The sequence below is a fragment of the Psychrobacter sp. 1Y4 genome (assembly GCF_051847555.1).
In genome coordinates this window covers 190,484-205,776 of sequence record NZ_JBPYDE010000002.1, presented here as the reverse complement: position 1 = coordinate 205,776, position 15,293 = coordinate 190,484, and the positions used below count along the sequence as shown (strand labels likewise).

General features: G+C 43.2%; 12 protein-coding genes. 7 read left to right on the top strand and 5 right to left on the bottom strand.

Annotation, left to right across the window (positions count from 1 at the left end; genetic code table 11):
* The first annotated feature begins 117 nt into the window (after window positions 1-117).
* Window positions 118-849 carry a LysE family translocator gene (locus tag ACS8FC_RS02325; protein WP_439295750.1) on the top strand — a complete coding sequence of 244 codons (732 nt, stop codon included), beginning with the start codon at window positions 118-120 and terminating at the stop codon, window positions 847-849.
* A 104-nt stretch (window positions 850-953) separates the two neighbouring features.
* Here the strand turns inward: ACS8FC_RS02325 and miaB are convergent, their stop codons facing one another.
* Window positions 954-2,435, bottom strand: coding sequence for a tRNA (N6-isopentenyl adenosine(37)-C2)-methylthiotransferase MiaB (gene miaB, locus ACS8FC_RS02320; RefSeq protein WP_439295749.1), 1,482 nt, complete (start codon window positions 2,433-2,435; stop codon window positions 954-956).
* A 682-nt stretch (window positions 2,436-3,117) separates the two neighbouring features.
* Here miaB and ACS8FC_RS02315 point away from each other — a divergent pair.
* The 4 genes from ACS8FC_RS02315 (at window position 3,118) to ACS8FC_RS02300 (ending at window position 7,905) form a co-directional block, all read left to right on the top strand.
* Complete coding sequence (locus ACS8FC_RS02315; RefSeq protein WP_439295809.1) at window positions 3,118-5,100, top strand: lytic transglycosylase domain-containing protein; 1,983 nt, start codon at window positions 3,118-3,120, stop codon at window positions 5,098-5,100.
* A gap of 548 nt (window positions 5,101-5,648) precedes the next feature.
* Window positions 5,649-6,179 (top strand): T2 family ribonuclease, encoded by a 531-nt coding sequence (locus ACS8FC_RS02310; RefSeq protein ID WP_439295748.1) that lies wholly within the window; start codon window positions 5,649-5,651, stop codon window positions 6,177-6,179.
* A gap of 294 nt (window positions 6,180-6,473) precedes the next feature.
* Window positions 6,474-7,457: a malate dehydrogenase gene (locus ACS8FC_RS02305; protein ID WP_439295747.1), complete on the top strand. Its 984-nt coding sequence runs from the start codon at window positions 6,474-6,476 to the stop codon at window positions 7,455-7,457.
* 208 nt (window positions 7,458-7,665) lie between these two features.
* Entirely contained in the window at window positions 7,666-7,905 is a 240-nt protein-coding gene (locus tag ACS8FC_RS02300) for a DUF2789 domain-containing protein (RefSeq protein ID WP_299217662.1), read from the top strand.
* Window positions 7,906-7,986: 81 nt separating this feature from the next.
* Here the strand turns inward: ACS8FC_RS02300 and ribF are convergent, their stop codons facing one another.
* A complete protein-coding gene (gene ribF, locus ACS8FC_RS02295; protein ID WP_439295746.1) occupies window positions 7,987-9,030 on the bottom strand; it encodes a riboflavin biosynthesis protein RibF in 1,044 nt (347 codons plus the stop codon).
* Window positions 9,031-9,233: 203 nt separating this feature from the next.
* On the opposite strand from ribF, the gene ACS8FC_RS02290 reads away from it, so the two are divergent.
* Window positions 9,234-9,860 carry a GNAT family N-acetyltransferase gene (locus tag ACS8FC_RS02290; protein WP_439295745.1) on the top strand — a complete coding sequence of 209 codons (627 nt, stop codon included), beginning with the start codon at window positions 9,234-9,236 and terminating at the stop codon, window positions 9,858-9,860.
* A gap of 22 nt (window positions 9,861-9,882) precedes the next feature.
* Here ACS8FC_RS02290 and ACS8FC_RS02285 read toward each other — a convergent pair whose 3' ends face one another.
* From ACS8FC_RS02285 to ampD, 3 genes are all read right to left on the bottom strand, one after another.
* Window positions 9,883-10,527, bottom strand: coding sequence for a hypothetical protein (locus ACS8FC_RS02285; RefSeq protein WP_439295744.1), 645 nt, complete (start codon window positions 10,525-10,527; stop codon window positions 9,883-9,885).
* A gap of 133 nt (window positions 10,528-10,660) precedes the next feature.
* Window positions 10,661-12,211: a murein biosynthesis integral membrane protein MurJ gene (murJ, locus tag ACS8FC_RS02280; RefSeq protein ID WP_439295743.1), complete on the bottom strand. Its 1,551-nt coding sequence runs from the start codon at window positions 12,209-12,211 to the stop codon at window positions 10,661-10,663.
* Between the two features lie 153 nt (window positions 12,212-12,364).
* A complete protein-coding gene (ampD, locus tag ACS8FC_RS02275) occupies window positions 12,365-12,964 on the bottom strand; it encodes a 1,6-anhydro-N-acetylmuramyl-L-alanine amidase AmpD (protein ID WP_439261911.1) in 600 nt (199 codons plus the stop codon).
* A 288-nt stretch (window positions 12,965-13,252) separates the two neighbouring features.
* Here ampD and ACS8FC_RS02270 point away from each other — a divergent pair, with 288 nt between their 5' ends.
* On the top strand, window positions 13,253-15,289 hold the full coding sequence (locus tag ACS8FC_RS02270) for an Lnb N-terminal periplasmic domain-containing protein (RefSeq protein WP_439295742.1): 2,037 nt from the start codon (window positions 13,253-13,255) through the stop codon (window positions 15,287-15,289).
* The last annotated feature ends 4 nt before the right edge of the window (window positions 15,290-15,293 follow it).

Below are 15,293 nucleotides of genomic sequence, written 5' to 3'. Positions count from 1 at the left end.
AGCAGTTCTTTTTTGTTATGAAGTAGCATAAAATATACCGTCTTTATGGCGGTATTTATTTTTTGCGTCTTTTGCGTTTATGCCATTTATTTTAAATAAAAGAGTAGGGGTTGGTTGATGTCTTGGCATCTGTTTGCGGTATTTTTTGCAAGTACGTTTTTTATTTCAGCGACCCCTGGTCCCAATATGTTATTAGCGTTCCAGTATGGGATGAACTATGGGGTCAAGCGGACAATCTGGACGCTGGCGGGGTTAAGCCTTGGTTTGTTTATACTGCTATTATCGACATTGCTTGGATTGGATGTCATCAGTCGCCAGTCCCCTTGGTTGCTTACGGTTATTAAAGCAGTCGGCGCAGCATATCTTATCTATTTGGGTATCAGCTCGTGGCGCGATGCTAGTGAAGGCAGCTTAATGAGTGATGCTTGTGAGATAGGTGAAGAGGTGGCAGCTGACTATCCCACTACTATGCAACCTATGGCTGATATGCCCAGACCGCGTTCGCTATCTAGTGCAGCCGTTAAGGTATCGCCGAGCAACACGACCTTGTTTCGTACTGGTATTTGGGTATCACTGTCTAATCCAAAAGCCATCTTGTTCTTTGCTGCGTTCTTTCCTAAGTTCCTCAATTTTAGTGCGCCATTGTGGCCACAATATGTGGTATTGACTATAGGATTGTTTTTGAGTGAGACAATCTGGCAGATTGTTTATACCCTAGGTGGTACAAAGCTCGCAAGCTGGCTCGATGTTGGAAATCGCTTAGCGTGGCTTAATCGTGGTTGTGGAGTGATTTTTATATTAATTGCGGCGGCGCTATTGGCCGAAGTGCTTAATAGCTTTATGGTTTAAAATAAGCCGTTTGTCATTTAGAAACTTATCATTGAGTCATAAAAAAAGTCGCTTCCTATCGAATAGGAAGCGACTTTTCTTATTTGTATCTACACAAAATAAATTTAGGCTAAAACAGCCTCAAGCTCACCCTTGACCATATGCGGACTCACAAAATCCGTCACGCGTACGTTGACGATTTTACCGAGTAGCTGATCTATTTGTTCCATATCGTAAGGGAACATAACAGTGCGTGTATTGTCCGCCGTACCGATTAGGCAATCCGGATGACGATCTGCCACTTGTTCAACCAATACGCGAGTCGTCGTGCCGACCATTTCATGAGTTTTAGCAAGCGTTGAGTCAATAATGACTTGCTGAAACTCTGCCAAGCGCTCTTTTTTGGTCGTAAAGCTCACATCGTCAGGCAGCTCTGCTGCTGGCGTACCTGGGCGTTTAGAATAGATAAAGCTATAAGAATGATCGAAATTTAACTCTTTTGCCAAGTTTAATGTATCTTGGAAGTCTTGATCGGTCTCACCAGGGAAGCCAATGATGAAGTCGCTCGACAGATAGATATCAGGACGAATAGCTTTGAGTTTATTAATCTGATTGATATAAACATCGATCGTATGATTGCGTTTCATCGCTGCAAGGATGTTGTTTGAGCCACTTTGTACAGGTAGGTGCAGGTGCGATACCAGCTCTGGTAATTGCGCATAAGCATCAATGATATCATCAGTAAACTCTAGCGGATGGCTTGTGGTATAACGAATACGCTCAACGCCATCGATATGTGATACATAATGCAGCAGCTCAGCGAAACGGCAAATACTGCCATCATCCTTTTCTCCGCGATAACCATTGACGTTTTGACCGAGCAGGTTGATCTCACGAATACCTTGCGCCGCCAAACTGTCAATCTCAGCCAATACATCGTCTAATGGACGTGACAGCTCTTCGCCGCGCGTATAAGGAACCACGCAAAATGAGCAATACTTTGAGCAGCCTTCCATAATAGAAACAAAGGCTTTATAACCCTCTACCTTTGGTTCAGGCAAAAAGTCAAACTTTTCGATACTAGGAAAAGAGATGTCAATGGTGCCAATACGATTTTTGGGAGCGATATTACGTTGCTCGCTCGATTGATCATATAGTTCTGGCAGACGGTGCAGGGTCTGCGGACCAAATATCATATCGACGTAAGGGGCACGTTTTTGGATATTATCGCCTTCTTGTGAGGCCACGCAACCACCGACTCCGATGACCAAGTCTGGACGTTTCTCTTTCAATTTACGCCAGCGACCCAATTCTGAAAACACTTTTTCTTGGGCTTTTTCGCGGATTGAGCAGGTATTCATCAAAAGCACATCAGCTTCATCAATGTCCTGCGTCACTACCATGCCGTGCGAATCGCCCAGCACATCAAGCATTTTATCAGAGTCATAAACGTTCATCTGACAGCCTTGAGTCGTGATAAATACTTTCTTAGTAGCAGTTGAGGCAGTTTCTGGATTTGTCTCTACGAGTGCATTGATAGCAGGCGCAGTGACATCAGTTTTAGCACTAGCGTCAATGATGCGGGGGTCGAATACAGAAACACTCATAAGTTAAAATCCACAATTATCAAAAATTATCAAAACATAGCGGCGATGGGCCACTAATGCGTGGCGTATTTTATCATAACCATCTGCTAATGTGAAAAGTAACCGTAGCGTATTGGATATAATTATCATAAATTATTTATAATACTATCAATTGCTTATCATGATTTTTATAGGTGTTTGACGAATATAGCAGAGTCGGCGCTATATCATCTCTGTGTTACGCGCCACTCTCTTATTTATTAACGAATAGTAAGGGCGCTGGTTGAAGGTCAGATGAATGTAGTATGATAAGTGTGATACTACCAATACAGTACATTGTTCTAGTCTTTACTTATTTTGACTGATCTCTACTCATTTTAATAAGTAGTGAGCCTATCATGGTATGAATGAACAGATAGTCGATGTTAATAAAGAGTATTTGTCAAATATTAGAATGACGTTCATAAAGTTAGTACAGGAAATGAGCACAGATAAGAGAGCTAAAACAGCATAAAGGGTTTTGGCAGTAAATGATGATTAAAATACAAAGAGAGAAAGTATGAGAAAGCAGTCAGCTGCCAATCACATTCAAAATAACAGCCAAGCTAGTGATTTTGCTATGTCTAAACCTAAACGCCATATAACTGTTATGGGCGTGCAAGCCCGATCATTACGTATTGGGGCGCTAAGTCTAGTCACCGCAATGAGTGCAGCTGGGTTGTCACAGGTTGCTTGTGCACAGCCTACAACCTCTTATGGTAATAGTTACCAGCAAGACAACAGTGTGGATTACTTTACATTAGCTGCACAAGCGGCAGACCGCGGGGACGTTAATGCCTTGTTTAATTATGAGCAATTGATGAGTGGCGGATTGTTTGCCATGTATCCGACCTACTGGCGTATGAATCTAGATTTAGAGGCACAAACCTCTGCCGCCGTATCGCAGTTCGTTCGTCAGTATCCTAATACGGTAATGGCTGAAAAATTGGTTGCTGATTTTGCCGAAACAAAAGCCGCTTCAGGTGACCACGCTTCGGTACGTCAAGTTGCTAATTTAGTGACAAATGGCGATCGTAGTGAGCGCTGTGCTGTTGCTCTTGGATTTAATAGTGGCGGTGATACGATGCGTGCGCTGGCAGAAAAGTCAGATGTTTGGTTGAGCACGCTTAAGCAGCCTGCACTGTGTGATCAGCTTGCCACTGAGCTTAATAATAATACGCTTATTAGTAATCAAGACCGCGCCGCTCGTCTCAAACGTATGTTACGTAAAGGCAAGACAGGCGATATTATGGCATTATCATCACGTCTTGGTACGCCGATTCCTTATTCTACGTTAAGCGAGATTCAGCTTAATCCAAGTGCTTATTTTGGTCGCTTTAGCATGCAGCCTAATAACCAAACCAACCAGTATTTATATCTATATGCTATAGGACGACTCGCTGAAAAGTCATACCGTGAAGCTGCTCTGCAGTTAGATTTTGATATCAAACAAGACAATCAGCGTTCAGCCAAATTATTGAATGATGATACACGTCGCTACGCTTACCGTATTCTAGGGGTAGAGCGTATGAACCACACCACTGATGATGGTTTTAGCGCTGAGGCTATCGACTGGTTTCGCAACAGCTTAGACGATGACTTTAACTTTGAAGAAGCTGAAGATTATGCTAAAGCGGCTATTCGTTTTAGTCGTTGGGATGATGTGATCGAATCGATCTCGCAAATGGATGCTGAAACTCAAAAACTGAATCAGTGGCAATATTGGCTAGCACGTGCATACGAACAGTCAAATAACAGCAGCAAGCGCAATACGGCTAAGAAAATGTATCAATATTTGGCCAAAAGTAATGATTATTATGGTTTGATGGCTAAAGACAAAGTCGGACAGCGTTTCGATGCTAGGAGCTTAGGTGGTAGCAACCTGCCAAATGTAAGTACTGCTGATAAAGCTCGTGTTCTACAAGACCAACACTTTGCACGCGCTTTTGCTTTATATAATGCTGACGCTAGCCGTGCCTATGCCAACCGTGAATGGAACTGGGCTGTAAAGCAGGCACGCGATAATCGTGATGATGGCTTAATTATTGCAGCGGCTCGTCAAGCGCATGATATGGGCTGGCTTGATCGTGCTATTTATGCTGCCGACAATACTAATAGGATAAACAGTTTGGCATTATCGCATCCAATGCCGCATCAAGATGCGGTGGTACGTTATAGTCAGTCGGCCGGTATTGATCCAGCATGGGCTTATGGCATTATGCGTCAAGAAAGCCGCTTTGTGACGTCAGCACGTTCTAACGTTGGCGCTAGTGGACTTATGCAAATCATGCCAGGTACAGCAAAATATATCGCACGTAACCTAGGTGAGTCGTATAGTGCCAGCCGTGCCAATAGTGGAGACACTAATATTCGCTATGGCACATGGTATATGAGTGATATCTTGGGTAAGCTGAACTATCAGCCTGTACTGGCAACGGCAGGTTACAATGCTGGTCCTAACAATGCCAAACGCTGGCAACCTACTTATGGTCCGCTTGCCGCAGATCAGTATGTTGAATCGATAGCCTATCCTGAGACTCGTAATTATGTGAAGCATGTAATGGAGAACGCGACTGTTTATAGTAGTTTGTTGGGTCGTACTAAGTCGATTAGTGAACGTATGGGCACAGTGCCAGCAGCGCTTTAGATTTAACAGCGATCTGATTTTTCCTATGTCGGTATTATAAAATTAAAGTTTTTGTAAGTGGTAGTAAGGGCGATGTGAAAGCGCTTTGCTACCTCTGTTATAATTGTCATTCTTTACAAAGTTTTACTAAACGGTTCATTTAAAACTGTTGCTTAAATTATTAGCATTTTACGTTCAGAACTTAGCTGCATTTTACTGTATGATGTTGCCTAAATGCTGCTGTCCATGTTTAATAACTATTGAGTATTTTTTTATTTATGATAAACAATGCCCCCATCCGGCTTGCGCATACGTTCACCAGATTTCAGTTATCTGCTCGAAAGCGTGCGCGCCAGTTTGTGCGGGTATTTGTTTCAATAGCTAAATTACGGCGAAGTGATATAAAAAGAGATGGGTCACAAAGATATTGGTCGAACAAACTTGAAAATAATGTCCCTAATAAAAATCATTATCTAACCTTGAATATTGTAGGTCTAATCCTACTACAAGGCATATTTTTACTACCAGCACAGGCAGCAAATGCTATTCAATCTAATCAAAGAGTACTAATGATTGAGATGACGCCAGCGCTGTGTAATTTGCAACCTTCACGCGCACGCATGCGTCAATGTTTAGAAGGTTATTCCTTGACGGTATCTGGACTGGATATGGGATATGGAGAGCGCTGTGGTCGCGGTAGTGATCCACGTTTAACGCCGTTGCAGCTAAAAGTTGTTAATCGTATTATGCCTGATACGACCGTACGTAGCCAAGCATGGCAGCATCATGGTGCTTGTAGTCCGCTGAGCGCCAGCAGCTATTTTCGCCAAATTACCAACTATGCCGGCGCTTTAAAACTACCTAGCGAGTTGAATACAGGTAATAGTTATACGGTTTCAAAGTCTCGTTTTATTAGTCAAATGACTCGCCTCAATAGTGGAATGTCTTCTGCTAGTGTTGATTTGATCTGTCAAGCTGGTAATCGTCGTCAGTCTGTACTGACTGACATACATGTTTGCTACGATGGTGGCCAGTTTGGTAAATGCAACGAAGTAACAAATAGTTGCGGCAGTAACTTTATTATTTCGGGTGGTAAGTAGCCATAACTATTGATGAGACAAATCAATTAAAGCAGTTCTCTTACTGTACAGCCCTTTCTTATGTGCATGATGGTTTTTGCTGACAAACTTTTGTACGTATAAAATGTAACAATATAGACATCAGTAAGCGCGTCGTTGTCCCTAGACGGTTTACTAAATGAAGTGCTACACTAGCTTTCGGTTTGTGACCGCTACCATTGAGCAAGTCTATATCTCATTGCGCAAGTCCATATCTATTATGCTTGTCTGTATAATGATGACGACATTATCTAATAATTAATTAGGGAGTATTCTATGAAACAGCCTTTACGTATTGCCGTGACTGGTGCCGCTGGTAATATCAGCTATGCGATGCTATTTCGTATTGCATCTGGTGAGATGCTTGGTAAAGATCAACCAGTTATTTTACAATTGCTTGAAATCACACCAGCGCTTGATGCTTTAAAGGGCGTGGTCATGGAATTAGAAGACTGTGCATTCCCATTGTTGGCAGGTATTGTCCAGACTGATGATGCCAATGTTGCATTCAAAGATATCGATTATGCGTTACTAGTAGGTGCACGTCCGCGTGGCCCAGGTATGGAGCGCAAAGACTTGCTAGAAGCCAACGCTGCGATCTTCTCAGCACAAGGTAAAGCATTAAACGAAGTGGCCAGCCGTGATGTAAAAGTATTGGTCGTCGGCAACCCTGCCAACACCAACGCGCTAATCGCCCAGCGTAATGCGCCAGATCTTGATCCACGTAACTTTACTGCCATGACTCGTCTAGATCACAATCGTGCGATGGCACAGTTGGCTGACAAGACAGACAGCACTGTTAATGACATTAAAAACATGACTATCTGGGGCAATCACTCATCAACTCAGTATCCAGATCTAACCGCTTGTACGGTAAATGGTAAGCCAGCATTAGATTTGGTAGATCGCGACTGGTACGAAAATACTTATATTCCAGAAGTACAACAGCGCGGTGCAGCAATCATCAAAGCGCGCGGTGCATCATCTGCGGCCTCTGCTGCCAATGCTGCCATCGCTCATATGCGTACATGGGCACTCGGTACTGATGAAAACGATTGGGTATCAATGGGTGTTTATTCAAACGGCGAATACGGTATCGCTGAGGGTTTGATTTACTCATTCCCATGTACATGTAGCAACGGCGATTGGTCTATCGTAGACGGCGTTGACGTGTCATCAGATTTCTCAAAAGAGAAGATGGCAGCTACAGAACAAGAACTTAGCGAAGAGCGTGATGCGGTTGCACACCTGCTTCCATAGGTCGTAAATTTGCTAAACCCATTGTACAAAGTAATCTAGAAGAAGCCCTCTTATATAGAGGGCTTTTTGGGTTTTAAGCGTACATCAATACAATTGATAACGTTAGATACACGTTGATTAACAGCGAATAAAAAAAAGCTTGCTACAATAAATGCGTTCGTTGAAATAATAAGTACAATCAAACTTGCATTATTTAAGGAGAGACAGTATGTTGGGTGAACCTGAATATAATATGAATGAGCTATTTGCTCAGTTGGGGCTAGATAGCTCGGATGAAGCGATTGATGAGTTTATCGAAAAGAACCAATTAGCAAAAGAAGAAGAGCTAATCGATGCTCATATTTGGAATGATAATCAGCGTATGTTTTTGCAAGAAGAATGGCAAAAAGATGCAGTGTGGGTTGAGACGATTGATGAATTAAACGTACGCTTGCATCCAGACGCTTAGAGTAAAACAACAGATGAATTAAAAAAGCCCACAACTTTACTTACAGCTTGTGGGCTTTTTTCTGCAAACAAGTTGCGCTCTTTAACTTATTTTTTGATGCTCTCGCCATTCAAGTAATTCTTTAACATCTTGATGAATACCTGCTTTAAGGTCTTCTAAACTCTCGTAGCGCCGTTCACCATGCAAAAAATGCAAAAAGCGTACTTGTAAGGTTAGATCGTACAAATCGCCTTCAAACTCTGGAAAATGCACTTCCAAGCGCCAGTTATGTGCTTTATTAATAGAAGGTCTGATACCGATATTTGCAGTACCAAACAAGCTATGCGGACGTAGGCCTACCACACCTGTTTTCTTACCCGTAGCCAGTTTTGCCAAGCCATGGGGTATTATTCTGCCTTTATCATCAAGACTGACCACATCAACAGCAAAAATACCATGAAGTGCAGGCTTTAAACGATCCAGATTTATATTAGCGGTGGGAAAGTCCATCGTTCGACCGATTTTATCTCCGCTGACAACCGATCCTGTCATAGTATAGTCGCGACCAAGTAAAACATTGGCCGAGTCGATATCCCCTGCTAACAATAAGTCACGAACACGTGTGGAGCTAATGCGGGCCGCTTTACTGCTATCATCGGTGACCGTATGTAGATTGGTCACATTTAATCCATAATCTCGTAAAAACTGACTGTCACCAGTACGATCATGACCAAATTTAAAGTCATCACCTAATACCAAAGCTTTGACATTTAGGCGCAGTGCCAACAGATCAGCGAACGCCTGCGCTGATAGCGAACGAAACTCATCATCAAAGCTTGCAACGATTAAAGTGTCGACTCCATGCTCGGCTAATAAGGCTTGCTTTTCTACTAGATTGGTCAAGCGCGCTGGAGCCTTGGCTGGTGCAAAAAACTCGCGCGGTTGGGGTTCAAATATCATGACGGCAGAATGGAGGTTTTGCGTGTTAGCGATGTCACGCACTTGCGCTAACATCGCTTGATGACCTAAATGTACACCGTCGAAGTTGCCAATAGTAAGCACGCAAGGTGCCAAATCTACAGGACTGGTATCTGCAGGCAAAGTGCTTGGTGATGCAATCAGTTGCTCAAGAAAATAGGTGTTCATAAATTTCAGCTATGATAGATAAGACCAAATAAAAAAACAAAAAACACACCTGTACTAAAAAACGATGTGTCTAAAACCAGCTATTATAAAGTAAAATAGTCACACTAACATCTATAGTCTGCTGATAATACAAGTATAGTCAATCTACTATAAAAACGTTACATCGCCTCATTATTTACTATGCCATTAGCTATGGAAACTCTATGACTAACATTACTTTGAATGCTATACCGCCTAATTCATCAATATACAATCTTGACGAGCAGTTTATGGTGCATCTTGCCAATAAACAGGATTTACCAGAGATTTTGGCAATTTATAATCAAAGTATTGCCGGCAAGCAAGCGACAGCAAACTTGACGCCGGTGACTTGTGAAGAGCGTGCAGAGTGGTTTGATGAACATCTAAATAGTCCAACGCGTCCCATTTATGTAGTTAGAGCAGCGGTTATATCAGCAGATGATGATAAGATTGTCACACAAACAAAGTCACCAATCGTTGCATGGGGCAGCTTTAGTGATTTGTATGCTCGTACGGCTTACCATATTAGCACTGAGATTAGCATCTACCTGCATCAAGGCTACCAAGGAAAAGGCTTGGGCAGTTTGCTCGCACGCTGGATGCTGGCGCAAGCGCCAAATCTTGGAATTCAAAATGTCGTCGCGCTTGTCTTTGCCCATAATAAACCAAGCCTAGGACTGTTTCATAAGCTTGGTTTTGAGCAGTGGGGTTATATGCCAAAAGTATGTGATATGCAGGGGTTTATCGCGGATGTCGTAATGCTTGGTAAAACCGTGGTAGTTGAACAAACAAAGGCCGATAACGCATAATTAATAACAGACCCTAAATGTTCTAGCCTAAAATTTTCCATTGGCCATCTATCTTTTGCAGCTCATAGGTCAGTGGTGCAGGCTCACTTTGGTCTTTCAGCATGAGCTCACCGGTGATAGTGGCACGCGTTTTATCATCATTATATGTAGTATCAGTAATAGTGACGCCTTCGACCGTTTGCTGAAAAGCCAACTGCGTATTGGCCAGCTCCTCTTCAAAGTTTGCCATATCTACTTCATAATAAGAGGCAGATTTTTTTGCATCATCATAGTACAAGCTGTTTAGCGCTTTTTTAACAGTATCTTCTGGTGTACCAGCTTCAGTAGGATTGGTGACTAGACTTTTCTGCTTGGCAGAGGAGGTAACTGGATTGATATTATCACTATCAATAGCAGTTTCCTCTTCAACGCTATCTGCTGCTATCTGTTCACTTTCAACAGCATTGTCAGCATTAGTTAATTCTGCTTCAGCTGCCTCATCCTCAGAGGTCTCAACGACAGCTGCGGTGTTTTGAGTATCACTGTCTGCTGTCTCTGTTTTTACATTGTCATTATCGCTACAACCAGTTAAAAGTAGTCCAGTGCTTAGTACGCCGACAGTTAGTATGGTTGGCAAGCGTAACAATGTAGGTCGTGAAGATTGTAATGCTGAATTTTTAGTTGTCATAATAGTCCTCAATAGCCATTTATTCATTAAAGAGCAATTATGGCAACTATCAGCGTCCTTCACTGTCAATTCTCATACTAAGCTTGTTTTGGTTTCGTAAGTTTGTACGCTACTTATTTTTTAACACTTAGTTTTAACCATGTTTTAGCTGACGAGGACGGAAGCCTGTTGCTAACAACACCACGCCATAAACTACCGCACCAACTGCACACATAATGAGCAAAGCTGCTATACGTCGCCATTGAGCATTATCAGTTGGGAAGTAGGGCAGCATGACATAAAGCACGGCAACCATAGCGCTTGTAGAAATCGCAAATTGAGCAAACAGTTTTTTCCAGTGACTGCCAAAACGGAATATCTCACGCTTATGTAAGAAATAATACAACAAGCCTGCGTTTACAAAGGCTGCTCCCGTCGTTGCTAATGCCAAGCCGCCATGCAGCGGCATGTCAAAGAAGTAAAATATGCCGATAAATATGACACTAAATACCATATTGGCAAAAACGGAAACGATACCGATTTTTACCGGTGTTCTGGTATCTTGGCGGGCAAAAAATGCTGGTGCAAAGATTTTAATCAGCATAAAGCCTAAAATACCACCTGCCATACTGCGTAACGCTAGCGCACTCATCTGCGCATCACGTAAGGTAAATTCACCACGTAAGAACAGCGCCTGCATCAACGTATCGGCCAGTATAAACAGAGCTGCTGATGCTGGAACACCAACCAAAATGATTAGCCGCGCTGCCCAATCAATGGTCTTTTTAAAGCTAACATCATCTTTTTGCGCCTCACTTTTTGACAAGCTTGGCAGAATAACCGTACCAATAGCGACACCGATTAGTCCTAGTGGTAGCTCGCTCATACGTTCGGCAGCATATAACCAAGAGACTGAACCACCTATCATGAGAGAAGCGAATACGGTATTGAGCAGTAGGTTAATCTGAGTGACAGAGACGCCAAAGATAGCAGGTAGCATTAATTTTAAAATACGCTTAACACCTTCGTGTTGAAAATCAACTTTAGGTGCAACCAGTAATTTTTGTTGCCATAGCTGTGGCAGCTGTATTAAAAACTGCAACAAACCAGCGATAGCGACTGCATAACCGAGCGCCATAATCGGCGTATCAAACATTGGAGCGAAAATCAGTGCGCCGCCAATCATGCATAAGTTTAATAATACTGGTGCAAAGGCCGGTGCAGCAAAACGTCCGTAACTTTGCAGAATACCGCTGGCAAAAGCGGTCATAGAAATAAATAGTAAGTAAGGGAAGGTAAGACGGAGCAGCTCAGCGGTAATGGCAAATTTATCGGGCTGATCAGCAAAGCCAGGCGCAAATAATGTCACTACCCAAGGCGCGATTAAAATGACAACGACTGTCAGCATGGATAGCACCAGCAACAGCGCCCCTGAGGTACGACTGACTAAAATCTGTACCTGTTGCAGACTGTATTTTTCTTTATATTCGGACAGTACAGGGACGAAAGCTTGGCTAAATGCACCTTCTGCAAACAGACGCCGTAAAAAGTTTGGTATCTTAAAGGCGACCAAAAAGGCATCCATTAGGCCACCTGCGCCAAAGACACCTAAGAGTACGATATCGCGTACTAGACCTAAAATACGAGACAGCATGGTCATGCTACTGACCACCATGGTTGAACGAAATAACCGACTTTTTGCCATGAGAACCTATTTTGCCAAATTGTTTACTGATGGTTGTTTGCTGATGTAGTGTTGTCAAAAAACTGACGGATTATAGCACTTTCATGGCATATCTATAGCATAGATAAATGAATTGAATGTGGAATTGACTGCTGCTGTTATTATGAGTAATCGCTACTTACATAATTTCTCGGCCACCAGCTCACGCAACTTCGCCCATTCAAAATAATCACCAGGATCTGTCTTACGTCCCGGTGCAATATCACTGTGTCCGGTTAGGTGTCGGCGGGTTTTTGGATAGGCGGCGTATATAGCGGCGACTACTGCTGCAAGCGTGTCGTATTGAGCGATGGTGAAGGTCACAAAATCTGACCCTTCAAGCTCGATGCCAATGCTATAATCGTTACATTCAGGTCGGCCAAGGTAGCTTGATCTACCCGCATGCCACGCGCGTTCATCGAAATTTACAAATTGAGTAATAGAGCCATCACGTTCGATAAATAGGTGCGCTGAAACTTCTGCGCCTTCAATCGTCTGAAAATAAGGATGTGCGTCCCAGTCTAATTGATTGGTAAATAGCGCTTTTACATAATGTACGCCGTCAGTACCACAGGTGCCAAACTCATTCGGTGGTAGGCTAATATTATGGATGACGATAGTATCAATAGTCGTATTGTCAGGTCGTTTATTATAATTCGGTGATGCAACCCACGTCGCGTCGGATAATAGGCCGTCTTTGATAGTCATTGACGATGGGGTAGCTGAACTGAGCATAATGTTCTCTTTATCTTATATAGTGGTATTAATAAGTTTTCGTAAAGTAGCAACAAACATAATTTATATGCTTAAGAACCAAATAATTAAATAGTTTAGCTCAAGGATAGTTTTTGAAATATTTAAGTCAACAACCTAGCAGAACTTGTTGACCAGACCTTAGCAGCGCTACCAGCCTATCAATATTAACGTGCGAGATTTTACCTTATGTCTATAAAGCCGTCTTCTATATCTGTAGATTGTACCTTAAGCGCAATTAGCCTGCGAGCTTGCAGTCATCGAGCACGTTTGTCACTTGTTATTGCTGGGCTACTACTCTCTGCAAATGCGCAGGCCTTTTTACCAACGCCATTGTCAGTAGTGACGACAGGTGAGCTAGCGCCTAATATAAATTCTGCGTCTCAAGTAAAAGCGGTGAATTTGGATAGTGATAAGAGTGTGCAAAACAATCAAGCTCATTCACTACAAGCCGAACAACTATTAGCCACATGGCGTAAGCAGGTGCAAGCAGACAATCTTGCTGAGCATACAACATGGCGACGGTTATTATATTTTTTGGATGATAAAAAGTCGTTCTTTAATAGAGATGCGCCCAAAAGCTTAATCGATAGTCCAGAATTCTTTATTAGTGCGAATGGGCAACAGGATGCCAGTGCTGAGCTTGATGCGATGCTTGTGGCATTTGCCAATCAAATCGCAACCTCTCAAACCACACAGTCTACCAATAACTCAAACTCAGCCATTTGTCGTTTTCCAGCGCGCACGCACTGGCTTACTGAGACTTTGGGCATTGATAGTTCGAGCTTGCAAGCTGACTGCCCTGAGCTTAAAGAGTGGATGACCATGCTGAACCCCAAGCAGCTGTCGATTATGTTTGCTGAGGAGTATTTGGACAATCCTATCTCCGCTTTTGCTCACACCTTGCTGCGTATTGACTCGCCAGCAAGCGCGGCAAATCCTAGCCAAATTCATCATGCTTACGCGCTCAATGACACCGTCGATGGCAATCCTGATGATGCTTTTGCTGTTTATGCTATCAAGGCTACCAGTGGCGGCTATGATAATAGGATTGAGATTGACCCTTATCCAGAGAAGCTGGCCAAGTATCTCAAAGACGATGAGCGTGACGCTTGGACGTATCAGTTGGATTTGACACCCGCAGAAGTGCAGCAAATTATATTGCATGTATGGGAAACCAAGGATTTAGATATTCCTTATTATTTCACCACAGATAACTGTGCTTCTGAGATTTTACGGTTGATTGATGTCGTGCGCCCTGAGCAGGATTTGCTCAGTCAATTGCCCTATGTCGTTATTCCTTCCGACGTGATTCAACTGCTAAATAAAGAAGCCATATTAGCAAATGCCCGTTACACACCAGCTGACAGTACCGTACGTCAAGCTGAGCTGAATAAAGCCAAAGCAGCAGCGCTTGGTTATCAGAAACTGTCTAAAGATGACGCTCTTGATATTAAATCAGCAGAGCGCAATTTGGCATCAAGTATATCTGCTGGTGATGCTGACCCAAAAACGATTATAGATCACGGTATTGTCGCCTCAGATAATAACCCTATCGACAGGCATCCTTTGCAAGTGGCTCAAATTGGTATTGGGCAGCGCGGTGACAACAGCTATGTTGATGTTGGGTTACGTCTAGGCTTTCATGACACCCTTGATCGGGCGTCAGGATTTTCACAGTTCTTTAATTTAGAAGCGCTCGCCACTACGCTGCGCTTTTATGATACTGATAGCAGTAAGGACAATGAACCTGACAGTGTGGTGTTAGAAAACTTTACCGTGCTGCGCGGACGCTCTTTTAATCCGGTCAATACTGCCAAGCAAGGCAAGACTTGGGGCGCAAGTGTCGAAGCAACGCGTGTGAACGATGGCTCGCAAGCCGAGGGTCGGGATCATCTAGTTGGGAGCGTTGGCTATGAAACTGGCTGGTCGTGGGCGTTCGGCACACCTAGTGCTGGTACTGGTGAGATGCCGCCACAGTTATGCTATGCCCTATTATCAGGGAAAGGGCAAGCAGGGCGCGGGATTAATAAAGGTTTTCGCGTAGGCGCAGGCGTAAATGCTGGCTGCCGTTATCAGATTAACAATCAGTTACGCGCGCAGGCTGAATTGCAATTGCCATATTGGTATCATGGCAGCAGCGATGACTCTAACACTCGCGGTCATTATTGGCAGCCGATCTCAAGCTTAGGTCTGCAATACGATATCGATAAAAAACAAGCATTACGCATCAATGCCAACTACGACTGGCAAGATCGCGTCGATGCCAATGACGATGTGCAATTGTCATACAGACGCTATTTTTAAGGAT